At 44.9% G+C, this 18,570-nt stretch carries 17 protein-coding genes; 15 read left to right on the forward strand and 2 right to left on the reverse strand.

The genetic code is table 11. The annotated features are described in order from the left end of the window. Positions 1-19: 19 nt before the first annotated feature. From MUK70_RS15510 to MUK70_RS15570, 13 genes are all read left to right on the forward strand, one after another. Positions 20-1,396, forward strand: coding sequence for a DUF5458 family protein (locus tag MUK70_RS15510; protein ID WP_234653551.1), 1,377 nt, complete (start codon positions 20-22; stop codon positions 1,394-1,396). Between the two features lie 35 nt (positions 1,397-1,431). After that, a complete protein-coding gene (gene tssD / locus MUK70_RS15515; RefSeq protein WP_234653552.1) occupies positions 1,432-1,824 on the forward strand; it encodes a type VI secretion system tube protein TssD in 393 nt (130 codons plus the stop codon). A 98-nt stretch (positions 1,825-1,922) separates the two neighbouring features. Beyond that, positions 1,923-2,495 (forward strand): hypothetical protein, encoded by a 573-nt coding sequence (locus tag MUK70_RS15520; protein WP_234653554.1) that lies wholly within the window; start codon positions 1,923-1,925, stop codon positions 2,493-2,495. Positions 2,496-2,509: 14 nt separating this feature from the next. Continuing rightward, positions 2,510-3,103 (forward strand): hypothetical protein, encoded by a 594-nt coding sequence (locus MUK70_RS15525; protein ID WP_234653556.1) that lies wholly within the window; start codon positions 2,510-2,512, stop codon positions 3,101-3,103. A gap of 62 nt (positions 3,104-3,165) precedes the next feature. Continuing rightward, complete coding sequence (locus tag MUK70_RS15530; RefSeq protein WP_234653558.1) at positions 3,166-3,924, forward strand: hypothetical protein; 759 nt, start codon at positions 3,166-3,168, stop codon at positions 3,922-3,924. 72 nt (positions 3,925-3,996) lie between these two features. After that, complete coding sequence (locus MUK70_RS15535; RefSeq protein ID WP_234653560.1) at positions 3,997-5,805, forward strand: type VI secretion system Vgr family protein; 1,809 nt, start codon at positions 3,997-3,999, stop codon at positions 5,803-5,805. Positions 5,806-5,809: 4 nt separating this feature from the next. Then, complete coding sequence (locus MUK70_RS15540) at positions 5,810-6,244, forward strand: GPW/gp25 family protein (RefSeq protein ID WP_234653562.1); 435 nt, start codon at positions 5,810-5,812, stop codon at positions 6,242-6,244. Positions 6,245-6,269: 25 nt separating this feature from the next. Beyond that, positions 6,270-8,087, forward strand: a complete 1,818-nt coding sequence (locus tag MUK70_RS15545) for a hypothetical protein (protein ID WP_234653564.1) — start codon at positions 6,270-6,272, stop codon at positions 8,085-8,087. After that, positions 8,087-9,034, forward strand: coding sequence for a hypothetical protein (locus tag MUK70_RS15550; protein ID WP_234653566.1), 948 nt, complete (start codon positions 8,087-8,089; stop codon positions 9,032-9,034). Before MUK70_RS15545 ends, MUK70_RS15550 begins: the two co-directional genes overlap by 1 nt. Positions 9,035-9,046: 12 nt before the next feature. Further along, a complete protein-coding gene (locus MUK70_RS15555) occupies positions 9,047-9,895 on the forward strand; it encodes a TssN family type VI secretion system protein (protein WP_255715947.1) in 849 nt (282 codons plus the stop codon). Further along, positions 9,892-10,989 (forward strand): FliH/SctL family protein, encoded by a 1,098-nt coding sequence (locus MUK70_RS15560; protein WP_234653570.1) that lies wholly within the window; start codon positions 9,892-9,894, stop codon positions 10,987-10,989. Before MUK70_RS15555 ends, MUK70_RS15560 begins: the two co-directional genes overlap by 4 nt. A gap of 12 nt (positions 10,990-11,001) precedes the next feature. Continuing rightward, positions 11,002-11,484 carry a hypothetical protein gene (locus tag MUK70_RS15565; RefSeq protein WP_234653571.1) on the forward strand — a complete coding sequence of 161 codons (483 nt, stop codon included), beginning with the start codon at positions 11,002-11,004 and terminating at the stop codon, positions 11,482-11,484. Between the two features lie 10 nt (positions 11,485-11,494). Beyond that, positions 11,495-11,977 (forward strand): hypothetical protein, encoded by a 483-nt coding sequence (locus MUK70_RS15570; RefSeq protein WP_234653573.1) that lies wholly within the window; start codon positions 11,495-11,497, stop codon positions 11,975-11,977. Positions 11,978-12,205: 228 nt separating this feature from the next. Here MUK70_RS15570 and MUK70_RS15575 read toward each other — a convergent pair whose 3' ends face one another. Both MUK70_RS15575 and MUK70_RS15580 read right to left on the reverse strand, forming a co-directional pair. Beyond that, positions 12,206-14,479 (reverse strand): CRTAC1 family protein, encoded by a 2,274-nt coding sequence (locus MUK70_RS15575; protein WP_234653575.1) that lies wholly within the window; start codon positions 14,477-14,479, stop codon positions 12,206-12,208. Positions 14,480-14,632: 153 nt separating this feature from the next. Further along, the gene (locus MUK70_RS15580) at positions 14,633-15,184 is read right to left on the reverse strand and encodes a hypothetical protein (protein WP_234653576.1); all 552 of its coding nucleotides are present in this window, start codon (positions 15,182-15,184) and stop codon (positions 14,633-14,635) included. Positions 15,185-15,546: 362 nt separating this feature from the next. On the opposite strand from MUK70_RS15580, the gene MUK70_RS15585 reads away from it, so the two are divergent. Together MUK70_RS15585 and MUK70_RS15590 are read left to right on the forward strand one after the other, a co-directional pair. After that, complete coding sequence (locus tag MUK70_RS15585; protein ID WP_234606319.1) at positions 15,547-15,885, forward strand: PadR family transcriptional regulator; 339 nt, start codon at positions 15,547-15,549, stop codon at positions 15,883-15,885. 11 nt (positions 15,886-15,896) lie between these two features. After that, on the forward strand, positions 15,897-18,515 hold the full coding sequence (locus MUK70_RS15590) for an ABC transporter permease (protein WP_234653578.1): 2,619 nt from the start codon (positions 15,897-15,899) through the stop codon (positions 18,513-18,515). Positions 18,516-18,570 lie beyond the last annotated feature (55 nt).

An 18,570-nucleotide genomic window follows, 5' to 3' on the forward strand; every position in this document is an offset into this window, starting at 1 on the left:
TTTAACCAGTCATACAGACATGGCAAAACAACAGGAAGAAACCCAGCCATTAGGATCAGAAGCTGCGTTTAAGGAGCCGTCGGCAGCACAAACTGCCTCGCAGCAGCTTTCACTGAATGATAGCCTGGAATTATTGAAATCGTTGGGCGGATTCAAATTTATCGAAACGACCGTAGAAGGAGTGCGCGATCTTAATCCCCAGAAAGCAGGGGCGAAAGCCAATTATCTTTCGGATGAAGACACCGAGCAGGAGCGTAAAGATTTACTGCAGCGCCTCGAACTGTGGGCTGAGCTCATCAGCGAAAGTGCCTCCGTGGATGAAATGCAGTCCAAAGCCCGAGCTGGACAGGAACTGAATGAGGCTTTACTTAAAAAAAACCAATCCTCTATTCTCGAAGCCTCCCGCGACCTGGAAGTTTCGTATCAGGGACTTTCGACATTCATGCTCAATACGGAGCAACGTTCTATTCCAAAGCTGACATTGGTGAATGCTTCCATGGATCAGGTAGCGGACATTAAGGATGGCGAAGTGTTACAAACCATTGATGAAGAGCTGCATAACAACTATCAGGTTTACGATCTGAGCGACAATTATTCGTTGATGGTGATCCCGGGTTATATGGGCAAAAATACGGTCATCGATTCATTTGCGCGGGTGGCCAGCAAGCATAAGGTCATGATGATCACCGATTACGAGGATTTTGTGGACGTTAAGGATGCGATTTCCTCATTCGAAAAAAATAAACTGGCCGACGCAAGCAATCACAAAGCCAACTTGTTAATGGCCTGCAACTGGCTTGTCGGAAGAAAAGCTTACAATGATCTGGGTGAAGAGGAAGCATTGCACATTCCGCCTTCCACGGCGCTGGCTGGCAGAATGCACTCGGTATTAATGTCGCAACCGGTGGCCGGAGCAACTTACGGCATGCTGATGGGCGCAGAAGGAACGCGTTTTAACATTGACCGGAACCAGGCCGGGGATATGAACCGCATGGGGCTGATCCCGATGCTGTCGGCTTACGGAAAAGTGCAGGCATTTTCGGACAGGACCATGTTCAATGGCGACAATGTTGGATTACAAACTTATTCCGTTGTCCGCGTTTTTGACTGGATCAATAAAGTGCTGGTCGACTTCCTGGACCGTTATGCATTTCAAAACTGGACTTACGACACAGATGATAATTTGCGGAAACAGATCTCCAAGTTCCTGAACAGCATCACCGGATCCAAGAAGCTGATCAAAGATTACACGGTAAAGGACATTCGCCGTGACCCGAACGATATCAAAAACATTATCCTGGATATTTCAATCACCCCGCATTTCTCAGCCAGAAGTTTCTTGGTAAGCTTGTCAGGGATGGACGGCGGAGATGCATGGAACACAGAAATTAAATAATCTTAATCATTTTCAAATCTCTAACTATCACGATCATGCCGTTTGATGCTAAAATTAATTTCGAAGGCTCACCAGAAAGACGGGTTCTTCATGCCTCTTATTCCGTATCTCAGAGCGCCGACTATGTAACTGGTAAAACTACCTCAGAAGTGTATGCTGGAAATGTAACATTGGAGGTCGAATCTGTTAATAAATCCAAATTCTGGGAATACGCCATTCACCCAACCAAACGGTTTAAAGGGGAGATCATCTTTAAAGCAGATGATGATGAGGAAAAAACTTTTAAAACTGTTGCATTTGAAGATGCTGCTGTTGTCGGATATAGCGAATCTCTCGATGCTCGATCAACTGGTACAACGACGGAAAATGTAACTCTTTCGGTAAAGAAACTGACAATCGACGAAGTGGCTTTTGAGAAAAAGTGGTAGTCACAAAAGATATAACATTTCAAATTACGAATTGCTCGTTTTCGCAGCTGGTGTGTTCGTAATTTGAATGTTAGTATATACTAATTTATTTGGAACTTATGAATAGAAAATCTGGGAAACATTGGAAGCAATGGGCAGATCTAAATGCTCCGAATAGCAAGGGATTAATGGCATTGGATCCCCACTTCAGGATACAAGTAAAGGATTTTGTTGAAGCACTTGTTGCGGCTGGTGCTGTTGTTTCAGTCCAGGCAACGAGGCGATCCGCAAGACGAGCTTATCTATTCCATTGGAGTTGGTTAATTGCACTTGGGAAATGCAGCCCATCAGCGGCAACCTCAATGGAAGGTGTTGACATTAGTTGGGATCATGGAAATAAAATGCAGAGTATTGCCGGTGCCGAAGAAATGGTTCGCGCGTTTGGCCTTGCTATACCGCCTCGAAGTAATGTGGCACCTGCTTTACGCAGTAATCACATTTTAGGAAAAGCAGTCGACCTCGATATCAACTGGGTTGGAAAAATTCATGTCCAAAAGAAAGACGGAACCAAAATCGAGCTTACTTATCAGGATAATCCTAATACAAATAAGAAGTTAATCGAAGTTGGTAAATCTTATGGATTAATAAAGCACCTTAACGATGCTCCACACTGGTCCGTCAATGGGCGATAGTCATAAATATTAAAATGAAATATACAGCCTTCATTTTCTTGGTCAGTTTAGCGATCAGCTGCAACAAGATCAAAGAAACTAATACAGATCTTACAGAAGTATCTGACAGTTTGATGGGTCGTCCGAAACCTTCAAATTTATTTGATAAATACCCATTGGTAACTTTATTACGAATGCCATCCACTGAATTAGGATGCATATTTGAGAAGGAGCTTGGCTATCATCATAATTTATATAATTGCAGCAATAAAAGCTACATAAATAAAGGAGATCCTTGCAACCAAACAACTCAATACTATGAAGGATTCCAGATCGGGGATGAAACAACTGCTAAAATTGACTCATCATTTCAACATATTGATTTAAAATTTGAACACGGAAATCTTCGTCAAATAAATATTTTACTCAGAGATAGCTTATTAATAAATGATGCCAGAAAGAAATTTCTGCTGCCAATTGACAGGGTAAACTTTCCAGAAAACATAACAGAGATTAGTTTCGGTGAAAATACATATTATAAGAATAAGCCGACCGACTCCAACTACACTAAGTGGATATCTTTAACAGGTTTCGATCACATGGGTGCAGCGGAATATGGCTGTCAATAGATAACCGTTCTGTTTTCTGGTCCTCTTTGCCGTATATTCAATAACTCTTACTTAGCGAAAATATGGGAATCTCATTTGAAAATATCAGAATTCAAGATGCCATAATTTTTAAAAATGCAGCAGTCGAAATAAATGCTTGGATTTTGCTAAAACGCACAAACCACCACTCGCTACGATACATAGGAAAATCAGGATTCAGTCCTAAGCCAATTCAATGCAAATTCAAGACCGCTGATTATGGTGTGTGGATAAATAATAAGTTTCACAATGTAGCTGGTTTGGTGGCTAGTCCGGATTTGCTGCCGGGAATATATTCAAATGAAAAAAAGATCAACTGGAATAGATACGCTGCTAGGCTAGGCTCAACACTATCTAATCTTACTAAGCCTAACAGTATACAAGAATTTAGATTTAGTGTTGACAGGAATCCATCGTCGCGCTATTACGGATGTGTAAAATTTGATGGAAAGTACTTATTTGGAGACTACGATTTATTTGATATCGTACCGATAGGACACGAAAGAAGAAACTTTCGTACAGTAAATGAGGCTCGCTATGGTCATCAACACAACAGAGGACCTCGCTTTTTTGCAGTAGAAAACTATGTTAATAAGCGCATTGGTGAAAATATGATTCAGCACGCAGCCCAGGCTCAATTCTCTAACGAATATGAGGCCGTCTACGCGTTTTCTCCTGACCACATTGACAGACATATTATGCATTCATGGTCCAAATCTGAAACAAGATTTCAATATGAACAAATATGGTCCAGACCCCTTGGCACTATGGACCGAACTCATCTGCAGACTGGCAGTAGCTAAATAATCTTACAAACATGCTAAGCTTGGCTGTATAAGTGTCATATAGTCTATAACGCTAAAATAGAAAGCCAAATGATCAACCGGATAGACGTAAATCTTGGCGGATTAACCCTCAAAAAGTTTAGCTTTTTGAGTCTGTCACAACCTTTTGACTCCCAGCATAGTTTAGATATCCACGTTACTTTCGAGGATATCAACGACTTGCTGGGCAAAGGCATTGACAGCCAGGTAAGCCTGAAAGAACTAACCCAAAAATGGGCCGGTGAAAAAGTGACAGCGACAATCATGCAGGGCGAGGCAGACACTTCCAACAATTTGAAGGAGAAAACCAAGCACACTTTCATAGGGATCGTGAAAGGCGTTCAAATTCAGATGAATGATGCCGTTGACAACACATTGGTCATTTACGGCGTTTGCCCAACCGTTTTGTTCAAAACAGGAAGCAATACGCGCGCATTCTCAGAAAAAACGCTGGCAGACATTGTGGAGGAGGTTGTAAATCCTTTTAAGGGTTTGCTAAAAGCTAAAATCTCACCGGAATTCGGCGAAAGAATCCCCTATATCACGCAATATCAGGAAGACAATTATCAATTCTTGCAACGCCTGGCCGAAACTTACGGTGAATGGTTTTATTATGACGGGGAGGAAGTGCTGTTTGGAAAATCAGCTCGGAGTAAAACGAACGTTGCTAACCTTGAATACCGCGTGAACCTCACGCAAATGGAGTATGAACTGAAACTGGTGCCGCTGACCTTCAAAGGTCAGTATTACAATTATATAAAGGATGAAAAACTCGAAGTTTCGTCGAAAAGCGAGACTGTCGACCTGCAAGATTTTGCTCAATTAGCATTATCCAAATCCGAGAGCATGTTCAGTGAAGAAGTCCTCAACATTGAATTTTCGGGAGATGATGAACAGTCGTTAATCAGCAAATCGGTAAAAAATAATAAAAGCAAATCTACCAACAGCCTTGCCATTCTCAAAGGATCTTCAACCAGCCTGGAAATCAGTATAGGAAGCCCGATCAAGGTTAAAGATGATATTAAAGAAAACGGCAAAATCATTCGCACCGACGACTATGGCTCATTCATCATCACAAGCATCAGACATTATGTAGATTCCAGAGGTTTCTATCAAAATAGTTTCGAAGCAATTCCGCAGGACATTGATTATCCCCCCGTAGCTTACCCGGTTTTTCAACCCAAAGCCGAAACCCAGCCAGCCAAAGTGATTGATACCAACGATCCCGAGCAAATGGGTCGGGTGAAAGTGCAGTTTTACTGGCAAAAAGATGGTGATTCAACGCCATGGGCCCGGGTAGCAAACCTAATGAGCGGCGATGAGCGCGGCGTTTATTTTGTGCCTGAAATAGATGAGGTGGTTTTTGTTGATTTTGAGTTCGGAAACCCAGACCTGCCCTTTGTGCGCGGATCCATGTTCACGGGTTCAGCATTGCCTGGAAGTAACCTTTTTGAAAAAGATAATATGATCAAAGGGATCATTACCAAAGGCGGTAACCACATCATTATCGATGATTCAAGCGGAAAAGAAGCGATCAGGATTTACAATAAGGGTAACAAAAACGAGGTGATCCTGACCCTGGACGGAGAACCCGTCATCAGCGTAAAAAGCGAAGGAAAAATCAAGCTCGAAGCAAAAGAAATAGAATTGAAAGCAGACAAAATAAGCATGAATGCCCAGCAAGACTGGACCGTCGAAACCAATAAAGGCAGCATTGAAGCCAAAGCCAAAATGCAGATCGGAGGCGCGACTGTAAATATCGAGGGCAAGTCTCAAACCAGCGTAAAAGGGAATGCGCAACTTGCACTCGAAGGCGGTGCCCAGGCAAGCTTGAAAGCGGCCATGGTGATGATCAACTAAAATAATGGCTAAGCATCACCGCATTCCAGTTGATTTTGGCGCGCTGCTCAAAAAAAAGCCGCTGCCACAGGTCACGATAAAAGCATCGGTGCGCGAATACATTTATCTCCTGCTGCTTACCCAGCGCGGTGAATGGCGCTATGACAACGGATTTCAATGCTTGTTGTGGGAAAAAGATTTTGAACAAACAGACAACCTCAATATTTGGTTAGACCAGGTCAGGGACGACATCAGGCTTTCTGTCCATAAATACGAGACACGGCTAAAAATCCACGACGTAGATGTACAAAGAGATGAATTGCAAGAAGTTAACAAAGAAAATAAAGTTACACGCATTCGAAATCGTCTCAACATAAGAGTCAAGGGAATTGTGATTCAGTCCGGTGAAAATTTTGACGAAACATTTTTAATGTTCTTCGGGCCGATTACGGTGGTTTGAGTGACATCAGTCGAAATCCAACATTATGCAAATTTCAGAAACCAAAGAGTCGATAAAAAGCCGCTTGCATAAGGAAGCTGCCCGGCAATGGGGCGTGGATGAAATTGACCTGAAAAATGGTTCGTTCGACCCGCTTGTAGATCTGCTGTTTGGTGCGTTTGCGACTGAAACCGAAAAGATCTGGCAAGAGATTGAGTCCTCACAATCCCATACTGTGAAGCGCATGGCCGAGGCAGTGTTACCCGAAACAATCACAGGCATTGTTCCTGCGCACTCCGTATTGATGGTCAAAACCAATTCAGGACCAATCGACATTATCCGTTCGGATCAGTTTACAACCCAGGGCAATAACCAGATCACGATGAGCCCGGCGGGATCTTTCCGACTTTCGGGTGCCACCGTCCGCTTTATAGCAACTGGCGCACGGATCGACAGGATCGGCTCCACTTTTCAAAGGGAAACTGCATTCCGGATCACCGGCAAACCTATCGAACAACAAACCTGTTGGGTTGCCCTTGAAATTCCGGAAAAAGAAGTGCCCGATCAAATAACATTGTTTTTCAACTGGACGGCGATCGCTGATCAATCTAAAAACCTGTCGTACATACCCTTAATTAGGTTTTCCAACAGCTCGCCAGGCACATTTACAGATCCCGTTCTGCATTACGGATTACTCGACGGTGTGACGACCATCGAAACTGTCGAAAACAAAGAAGAATTTTTCAAACCCATTGAAGAGAGCGTGAGGGAATCTTATAACGCGCACTTTATGACGGTTACCGGACTTAAAGCCGGATCTGAACTAGAAAATCATCCGAAAGAATGGACTGGGATCATTCCCGAATCAAATGTCAAAACGCTTTTCCCAAATAAATTACTTTGGATAAAAATGCGCTGCCCGGCTTCGATCACACCCGAAGCACTGGACAAAATGGAAGTTTTCACGAACTGTATTCCTGTCCTCAACCGAAAGCTTGTCCATCAACGCGGCAGATTGCAGCCGCTTTTTAATGTATATGGCCTGAAAGATGACGAGGGTTTTATGACGATTGATAAAGTTGTGAATGGAGACGGGGAAACGCTTTTGTCATCTGAAAAAAATAAATTCGCAAACGGCCAGAATGTGTACGCACTACGCAACCGCGGCGTTGCACGTTTTGATAAACGCGACGCTTTCCAAAGCCTGAATGATGTTACGGCTAAAATGCGCGACGACTTGGCTGCTTTTAACGCACTTGATATTTCCACCGTCTCCAATCATCTGGATAAAATCAATCAGAGTGTAAGTAAGTTAAAGGAGCATTTGGAAACATTCGATTTCGCACTGCCTCAGGTTTACATTATGGTGAAAACCCGGTCTGTGGGAACCATTCTCGACGTGTATTTTTGGACTTCCGAAGGTGAGAAAGCAAATGGTCTCCGTGCATTAACGAAGCTGAATGCCGCTCCTTCGAATCGATTCAAAACCGAAGCATCCTTCTTAATGCTCCCTACCACAGGCGGCCGCGCTCCTATGAACGATGTGCAAATGCAAAAGGCACTCAAAGAAACACTGCTCACGCGGGGACGAGCCGTTACGCTTGAAGACTACCGCACAATGGCACAGAACTATTTAGGCGATACTGCATCAAAGGTTGAGGTCAAAAAAGGACTGGGCATAGGTGAAGGACAAAAGGAAGGCCTTCGCTTCGCATTGGATGTTTTGATATTCCCAAATAAAGAAGATCAGAATGATGAATATTGGATGAGGCAGGCCCGATTGGTGAAAAACAACCTTTCACAAAAGTCGGTGGGGATGATGCCCTTATATGTTTCTGTTCACGGATTTAACTGGAAAATGTGATGGAGATATATGAAGTTGCCGAAACACTGCTCAAATTAAAGCCCGACTTGCGAGCGGAGACCGTCGCACGCGAAATCGCCGAAGCAGCCATCCAAACTCCCGAAAATATTCTGTTAGCGCCCGTCGGCGCCTTTAACAGGTCCGGATCCAGGGATGTTACGGCCATAACGGACGAGAACCGGGATTCCGATTTGCAGATGCCTTATACCAAAGTGCGCATGACGCGGGAGGGGATCTCGGATATGCTGCCGCCGGGAATGATATTCCAGCCGACGATCAGCCGGAGCGAACGTTCCACAGAAGTTGTGCTGGAAGACATTGATGACTATGAAACCGGAATTAGTCAGGCAAGAACATTCTTCTCACCCTTTGATATTGAATTTGGAAGGCAGCGGATGGCATTGGAAATGCATGAGCATCATTCCGTAGTGAATCCATTCGCCTATTATCACGACACACTATTCGATTACTTATGGCCGGATCTGGACCTCCAACTTTCGCCGGAGCAGAAGGAGGCGATTTTAGAGCTGACCATTCACGCACATTTGATCGTCGGCAATATGCAGGCTTGCCCGGTTTATTTTGAAAAAGTGCTGGGGCAAAAAGTGTCCTTTGATACGAGCCAGCAAAAGTCTGAGCATAGCGTTGGAATGGATTTCCTGCAACCGCTGGGCAAAGGCACGTTAGGCGTCGACTGGATCCTGCATGGGAAATACAACAATCCTGATCACATCAACATCCGCGTTGGCCCGGTTGCCGACTCCGGGCTTTACGATTTTAGAAGCCATGAGCCGTACGGAAAACAGTATCGCACGCTGACATTCCTATGCGACTTACTACTGCCGGCGGAAATATCCTGGGACATGTTACTGATCGCTGAAAAAGGCTTTTTCACCATTAATAAAACCAGGGAAACGGGTGTCCTCGGCTATTCAACAATTTTATGATTATTGGCATTTATGGAGTTGTTTTACAAGATATTACCAGCATTGCTAGCACTGTTATCAGGGCTCGCCTTTACTGGAATTTTAATGTACGAGAAAGGAAGCGCGATGTCCATTTTGAGGTGGGCGATCTGGCTGATCTGGACATTTCTTCTGTTTGCCGTTTTAGGATTTGTTAATTCAAAAACAGATTCGATTACAACTGGCTTTATCGTATTACTTGCTGTGTCCTTTATAATGGGTATCCTGTATCTTATACTGGCGCCCATGACGCTGTCATGGTGGAGCAATGATTCCTTGCTGGACGTCTTCATTGGCGGCTTGTCACTTTACTTTGTTGGGATTGCCGGATATATCATCACTTACAACCTGCTGGAACACAACAATCCTTTTCAATATCTTTTACTCTCTGGTTCCCCCGCATTTCTTCTCCCGGCCCTGATTTTTGTTTCTTATAAACTTTGGATAACCATTCCTGCACTAAGATACAAGACCTGGGCTTATCCGGTAAATGAGCCGGTGCCAAGACTGGTGCCCGTTGAAACCATCAGGGTAATGATGAATTTCACGCCTGTGCCCGGCAAAAATGAGCCGTTCGAAGGTTATGAAGTGGAATATCCTGGGAACACCAGTTTGGGACAGCTTTTTCATTACTTCATTTCTTTTCATAACAAACACAGGGAATATCGCAAGAAACCCATCCAGTTCTTGTCGGATAACCAACTGCCACTTGAATGGATGTTGTTCAAATATTCTTCTCGAAGGAAGAAGATCATTTTAGATACAGATAAAACCCTTTTTGAGAATGATGTAAGGGGAAATGACACTATTTACGCAATCAGCACTAATCCAATCCGGTCATGACACTTCCAGAAATTACTTATCCATTTCTGAACTGGCGGGATGGGATGAAAATTACCCAGCGGCATCTCGTCGCCCACGACCACGCAATTCGCGACGCAGTGCGCGATGCCACCGCCATTTTTTTGAATGCGCATAATTATGGTCTGCTGCCCGACGCAGATAATGCGGGTGCCGGGATACAGCTTCGGGTCCTGGGCGATACCATTCAAATGTTGTCCTGCCGTGCCATTACACCCGGCGGCATACGCGTGGAATGGGACGCGGGCACCGACCCGGATAGTGTAAGCTTGTCGTTGATGGATTACAAAAATCGGCTTGGCAATGTGGGTATTTTTTACGTAGTCCTGCGCATTGCGCTGTCCGGCTTAACGGAAACGGGCGAATATGACATGGAGGAGCAACCGCTTCGTAAACCGTTTGTGACACTAAAACCCATGCTGGAACTGCTTTCTGTTCATGAAAAGCTTTCTGACGCCCATAGTATGCCTATTTTCAGGATTAGGTTTGAAGGGCAGATGTTTTCTCCTGATTACGATTACATTCCTCCCTCGGCTGGCGTTTTCGGCGAGAATCTGCTTTGGTATTATGAAACTTGTGGAAAACAGATCAACAGCATACATCAGACCGCAATTTTAATCCTGAGGAAAATTAATGCTATGCAAAACCAGTCGCCAATTGCCCGGGACATTTACCAAATTTCGGAGAAGCTGGTTTTTGCAGGCCTCGAAATTATCGATCATTACCGGCTTATTTCCAAAGATCTCCCTCCAGTCCATTTTATCCAGGAGCTCGTTAGATATGCCCGCACGATGCGCACTGCAATCGATTGTTTGTCCGAAAATAGTGCTAGTCGTTTTTACCAGTATCTGCGAAATAATGTGGCAGGAACAACCAAGTTCAACACGCATTACGGTGAAGTAACCAAGTCGGTAATGGATTCGATGATCGATTCGGTGTTGACAAGCCCTTATAACCATAATGATTGCAGCCATTTGCTCGACAATGTGAAAGGCTATCTGGACTTCATTGATTTTGTCCTTCAAAACCTGCTGGCACTACCCTACGTCGACGCCGGGAAATGGGACATTGCTTAACCTCTAAGGAATATGAATCGATCTCATTGGTATATACTGATCAACACAATGTTATTCCTCTTCGGTAGCATCTCTTTTTACTATGCGACACCCAAGTTTCGAAAGAGCAATCAAACAAAGCTGATTAGCCAGGAAAAAGAAAGTGAGTTCAGAAAAGAAGTGATAGTCCTTGACAGCTTGTATAAACAACACGTCAATGCATTGATTTCCAATGATCAGATCGCGATTGCAAGCACGGATGCCATCTTGGAAAAGCAATTTACATGGATGAAAAAGGAATATGCGGGACAAACCTCCCCTGCCCTGTTAGCATCCAAACTCATCCGGAATTACCAGGTGAGAGTTTTGTTGAACAAGCACTTAATAAGCAAACGAAATGAGCAGGCAGGTGAAGTAAAACGTGTCAGTGCGTTAGTTGCCAAATTGGAAGAACAAAATACAGAGTTAAAATCTCAGAATCAAATGATCAAACAGGTCCTGCTGGGCTTACCATAACCGACTTTCCATGAAGCCAATCAATGCTGCGCAGCGCAATGCAGTAATACTCCGGTTCTCTCTTTGTTATTTTGTAATGATTTTGTTGTTCGTTTTCCTGCTCTACTTTTCCTTGATTGAAATACCAAAAAAGCAAAGTGAACTGACTGCGATCACGAATGAGCAGGTTGAAAAATTAATACATCATACCAACGACGCGGATACATTGGTTATTCAAATCCAAAAGGCAGCCGATGTAAAGGCACAGGCACTTGCCCCCCTTTTTAAATGGACAGGTGATCTTAAAAATGCGTATCAGCAGCCATTTTACACAAGCATTATCACCAGTTATGTCGATCTTTTTAACGAAATTATTAAGAGCAAAGCTGATGACACAACACTGATGGTCATGAAAACCAAGATGACCACTCTCCAGAAAGAAAACCTGATCCTTATGCAACAGCAAGATGATCTGAATAGTGAACTGACGCTAGCTAAGGCCAGGAAGGATTAGGATAGGTGGTATTGGCTTAGCAGAATTACATCAACAATATCAAGCCCTTCATAAAGTATTCATAACCTTCCCCCTTGGGTTGTAAAGCCCGGCTGACGGCAAAAACTGCCGTGGTTGCAATGCGACAAATCTCACGAAGATCTGATGTGGCCGAACTATTTGAGAAAAAAAGCAAAACTTGGAGACCCTTTATCAATGGATCTCCAAGTTATAATGCCTACTTACATACTATATAGACGCCTTGGCAATAGGTGGACAAACTGGAATTTGGTGATCTGATCTGTTTTTAAAGGCAAGCATTTTCAGCATTACTTTCTCGACTTTGTTACTGCCTTCTTTAATTTTAACAAATTGGTTTACAGCAACATTCCGAATCTTTTGAATTCTCCCGCTTCCATTCCATTTAATTTCTACTTCATCAATTTGCGTAGCCTTTCCCAGACCAATTTCTCTTTTGAAAGGAGCTGATCCAAAACTGCCACCTGAGTTTACATCCCGATAAATATGCCTGGTGACACCATCCTCGCGGATTGTGATTTTAAGCCTGCTTCCAATAGCTGCTTTGTTGGCTGCCATTCCCTCAAGATCGATGGAGATCCAGTTATTTGCTGCCTGCCCTGGATTTAGAAAAAACGAATTCTGGTATGCGTCGCCGAGATACGCACCGCCCATTTCGATATATATATCCTGGTCGCCGTCATTATCCATATCCCCAAATCCAACGCTATGCCCCTTTTGCAGGCTTCCCACTTTTGCTGATGACGTTACATCCACAAATGATTGGCCACCGACATTTTTGAACATCTTGTTTGGTATCAAAGATTTGTAGCTCGGATTGCCTGTTCCCAGAAAAATATCCAGAAAGCCATCATTATCGATATCGCCAAAGCTCCCTCCCATTCCAAAACCAGTTTTATCCAGGCCCAGTGCTCTGGTAACATTGCTGAATGTGCCGTCGCGATTGTTTTTGTAAACAACAGGCTGGCCATGAAATTCAGGAGAGATGCCCAGTTGTTCAGCAGCAGCATAATAACTCAGATTGTGTTCCATCGTGTAATCGCCGCAAAGAATATCCAACCAGCCATCATTGTCATAATCAAAAAACCAGGTTGTAAAACTTCTGTTTTGATCCAAATCCAAAGCCGCTTTTTTCGACACATCTTCAAAGAGAACATGACCTGTTTTTAAACCGGATATACCCTTGTTTTTTAATAAAATCCTCTTCCCGCTGAGCGTCGACAGGAATATGTCATTCCAGCCATCATTATCATAATCGCCGGAAGTGACTCCCTTCACAAAAGCCTCGATCCCGGCATTAGCAAGCTTCCCGGATTCCGTAAAGGTGCCATTCTTGTTATTCAGGTAAAGTTCGCAGGGATGACTGTTAACCCCGAGACTTGTCTCGTTACCTATAAAGACATCCACCCAGCCATCGTTATTGAAGTCGTTCCAGGTTGCGGTTTGGGTGGGGTGGAATGAGAGTAAGCCGCTATCGATGGTCACATCGGTGAATGTACCGTCACCATTGTTCTTCAGAAGGGAGTTGGGCTGCTCACCAAATGTGTTGCCGAGCCAGGCGCCGCGCATCACAAATACGTCTTTGAGACCATCATTGTTAAAATCGGTCTGCATAATATGCAAGCCGCCGGTAAAACGGTCCAGACCCGAAGCGGCGGATCTGTCTTCAAATGAACCATCACCCTTGTTTCTGAAATAATGCATGGATTCTCCCAGATCCCAGCTCGACATGATTAAATCGAGATAACCATCGTTATCGAAATCGTCAATGATCGTTCCGCCTGCCATGTTTTTGACATCCAGTCCCAGGTCCGGGGCAATGTCCTGAAAGGCATTTACACTAATTTCATCAGCCTTATCAAGGTTTGGGATCAGCATTTTCTTTGGAACACCCTCCGGATATTTGCCCAAGGTCATATAAGCAACATTGAGCAGCCAAAGCGCTTCCAGATCATCCGGGCGTTCCGCCAGCAATCTTTTATAAATGCCTATTGTGCCTTTCGAACCGCCCATATCACGGTGTACGCCCCCATTTTTTATAGGCAATATGCAGGCGTCGATGGAATGGTTGGTTATGCAGTTGGTTTGCTCTCCGAGCCGGAGATAGGCTACTGCCAGGTCATCCTTCACTCTTCGAATAATTCCGATGTGCCGGTATATCGGATTTGGGTCTCGTTCCAGCTTTTTCAGGATCGTTATCGCTTCCTTAGCGTTCCCCAGCTGTACGAGGACGTTCGCTTTGAAGTGGTTAAGCTTAAAAAGCTGGCCCTGTTCTGTCTCCGGGATTGTTTTAATGCAGGAATCAAGATAAGCGAGTTGCGCTTCAGGGCTAAAATTGTTTTGATAATTAAAAACCCTGGCTTTACTGTCTTGCAAGAGTTGCAGCATTTTCTCTTCGGATGAAGGTTTTTTGCAAAGGCTCATGGCCATAACCCCTCCTGCAACCAGTATTGATAATATAATTTTTGGTCTGATCTTCGTCATAACTTTATGAAAGATTTTGAATAGAACCGATTTTACCCGCAGTTTCACAATAGACTCAGCAGCTATGTGCTCGTCATTTTTTTGATTTTGGATAATAAAATACAGGCATACGCACGGATTACAGCCGTGTTATGTCAACCAATCAATGAAGTATTAGGCTGCTTCCGGAGGAGAATATGGAGGCGTATGAATTGAGGAAAGTAGTTTGAAATTGAGGCAAGGATACCGGTTTTCGATGATTAAATCTACCAAAAACATATCACCATCCAACACATCAGCATTTGCCGGCAGATAGATCTTGATAAGATCATTCAGCAGCTTGATTGTTTTGCTGCGTGGAGATTCGGATGTTCCAGCCGGAAATTCGTGCACTTGCTGCACCATGTGGGAAAGCTCCGCAAAACGCTGATGGGCAGATGCATCAGGCGTAAGTGTCACGAATAGCGTATCGTTTTCGTGCACAAATCGGGTGATATTATAAAAACCGTCTGCAATGCGCAACAAATGGTTTTCTACATCACCCAACTCTAACGGAGCTGCGTATGGGATCGACGGCAACGGGATTTTAATAGCTTGGGTTACGTTGCCTTTAATACTGATCTTGGCATTCTTATAGCCGCTGTCGAAGAATAAAATAGTCAATGAAAGGCTCAGCATATTGCAAAGCAGCAGTACGAGCAGAATAATGCAGGCGGCCGTTTTCATTGAAATGGATAGGTATCCTAAACATACTTCAAAAAGTTCAGTTTTTTGAAATTTTAATTTAATAATCGAGCTGATCGACGCCCGAGTAGTGCCGATATCCAAAAATTTCCGGGCAATTGAGTGCATTAATCAAGCTTAATCTACGCAAGAAAAGCAGGCCATTCGTGTTGCGTCCTGATGGACAGTAAATGTTGAACACATCCTATGCGCTAAATATCGGCTGTTCGATGATGGACATGATCTGTCCGTATTCGAACGCCCTTTTCATTTGCTTTGCCCTTATACTGGCCTAAGAGGGCACATTCAGCCTCAGGCATGGCATTTGATTTAACTTATTGTATATAATCAGGGGTCCTACATTCATGAAGAAAACAGTCCTGGGAGAATTGGAGGAACTGGTGCTCCTAGTGGTGGCCGCCAGTACCGGACCAGTTTATGGGGTTCCTGTAATGGAACAACTGCAAGCGCACGCTGGTCGCAGCTTTACCATTGGTGCTGTGCATACCACGTTGTACCGGCTCGAAGAAAAGGGCTTCCTATCTTCATCCGTCGGCGGGGCGACCAGTGACAGGGGCGGAAGACGCAAGCGTTTTTTTGCATTGACGGCAGCTGGCGCCAGCGTGCTGGCCGAAATCCGTGCAATGCGCGAAAATCTTTGGCAAGCTATTCCGGAAGAAAAATTGAAATTATTAGGCCTTTAGCTCATGAAAGCGTGACCCGAAAAGATCAACATCAACAACCGGCCGTCAATCCTCCCCGCTGGGCTGACAAGCTTCTTGAATGGTTTGTAGCACCGCACCTGCTCGAATTTGTGCAGGGCGACCTGCATGAAGCATTCCATAAACAAGTGGCAATGAGCGGACCGACCCGTGCCCGGCGTGCGTATACATGGGCCGTTTTACATTGCATTACCCCTTTCTTTTACAAACGACAAGTCATTTCAAAATATCCTAAACCAACCCTTGCCGATATGCTGCATTCCTATTTTACGACCGCCCGGCGCAACCTCGCCAAAAACAAAATGTACACCAGCATCAATGTCTTTGGACTCGCCCTTGGCATGGCCTGCGCCCTGCTGATCGGTTTGTGGGTAAAAGACGAGCTTAGCTATAACCGCTTCATTCCGGATGCAGAAAAAGTCTTTTTTGTAAGGACAAACTCTACCAACCGCAACACGGGAGAGATCGGCACAGGTGAAGTGACGCCCGGACCGTTGCAGGATGCCATTTCAAAGGACATTCCGGAAGTTGCGGCCGCCACAAAAATCAATCCCTGGATGGAGTTATTGGTCAAAGCGGGAGAAAAGAGTGCCAAGGAAAAGGGATATTATGCAACGGAAGATTTTTTCGGCGTATTCGAATTTCCTGCTTTGAAAGGTAACCCGCGCATGGCGCTTGCGCAAACAAATCAAATAATCATTACACAAAAAATTGCCGACAAATATTTCCCTAACACCGAGGCGCTGGGAAAAACATTACAGCTGAATAACGAGAAATTCTACGTTGTCGGCGCTGTTTTGAAGGACCTGCCTAGCAATTCGACCTTAAAGTTCAGCTGGGTTGTCAACTGGAAAGAGCAGGAACAGCCGTGGCAAAAAACCTGGGGCAACAGTTCTTTTCTAACCTATGTCCGGCTACAGCAAAATACGTCCGCAACACAGGCCGAGCAAAGCATGAAGGGGATTTACAAGCGCTATACAGACAAGGAAAATACCAGCGTCCCCATTCTTCAGCCCATTACGGACGTTTACCTTTATGGTGAGTACAAATTGGGAAAGCCGGTCGGTGGGCGGATTGAGTATGTCCGTGTGTTTTCGATCGTTGCCGGGTTTCTTCTGCTCATTGCCTGCATCAATTTTATGAATCTGGCCACTGCCCGGTCGGCTACACGGGCAAAAGAGGTGGGTGTAAGAAAGGTGGTTGGGGCACATCGTTCGTCGCTGATCGGGCAATTTCTAAGTGAATCGGTTCTTACCAGTGCGCTAGCAGTTGTCCTGGCCCTGGCAGCCGTCTGGCTGGCGCTACCTACTTTTAACCAGTTGTTTGGAAAGCAGCTGACCGTGGACCTTACCAACCCGGCACTCTGTGCAGGGATTTTGGCACTGACATTGTTGACCGGACTTTTGGCCGGAAGCTACCCGGCGTTGTTTCTGTCCGCATTAAAGCCGATCAAGATCCTCAAAGGCAAATTACAGTTTGGGAATGGCCCGGCACTCTTCCGGCGGGTCCTGGTAACTTTTCAGTTCTCTCTATCCGTCTTCCTGATCGTGGGTATGCTTACTGTGAGTAAACAAATGCAATATTTGCGCACGAAAAATCTTGGTTTAGACCGTGACAATGTCATTTACCTCCCCTTGGAAGGCAATGTTACCAAGCCTGAAAAAATGGAAGCCTTCCGACAGGAAGTAATGCGGCAGCCATCCGTGGCCTCGGCGTCGGTGACCGCCATGCTCCCGGTCAATATCCAGGCGACATCAGGCGATTTGACATGGCCCGGTAAAGATCCGAACCTGGAAACTACGGTGACCGCTATGACAGTGGGAGCCGATTTCATCAAAACGATGAACATTAAACTGGTGGACGGCAGAGACTTTCGTCCTGGCAGTGCGGCGGATTCATCAGCTTACCTGATCAATGAAGCGACGGCACGGCTGATGGGCGAAAAAAATCCGGTCGGCAAGGAAATCAAATTCTGGAAAGGCACCGGACGTGTGATCGGGCTCATGAAGGACTTTCATATGAGTTCACTCCACCAGGCCATAACGCCGCTTATATTGACTTATATCCCTGAAAATTCGAGTTACTTATTGATTAAAACGCGCGCTCGAAAAACAGAGCAGGCCCTCGCAGATCTCAAAAATGTTAGCCGCGAATTTAACCCGGACTACCCTTTCAATTATCATTTTCTGGACGATGAGTATGAAAATCTTTACCGGAGCGAGCAACAGGTGAATACGCTTGTGAACTATTTTGGTGTGCTGGCAATCCTGATTTCGTGTCTCGGACTATTTGGGCTGGCTGCATTCACGGCTGAGCAGCGAACCAAAGAAATCGGGGTGCGAAAAGTCCTCGGAGCAAGCTCGGCCAACATTGTCGGGCTGCTTTCATCCGACTTTTTAAAACTCATCCTGATCGCATTGCTGCTGGCCTCCCCGCTCGCATGGTGGGCTTTAAGCAGCTGGCTGGGAACATTTGCCTATCGCACGGGAATAAGTTGGTGGATTTTTGCCGTATCAGGTGTGGTGACCACGTCCATTGCCTTGCTTACTGTTAGCTCCCAGGCCATTAAAGCCGCCTGGCTGAACCCTGTTTCTGCTTTAAGAACCGAGTAAATGCCCGAGCAGACTATTTGGAGCCTTCCGGCACGACATTAAAAAAATGGTCTCC

This window comes from Dyadobacter chenwenxiniae (assembly GCF_022869785.1).
Lineage (GTDB): Bacteria > Bacteroidota > Bacteroidia > Cytophagales > Spirosomataceae > Dyadobacter > Dyadobacter chenwenxiniae.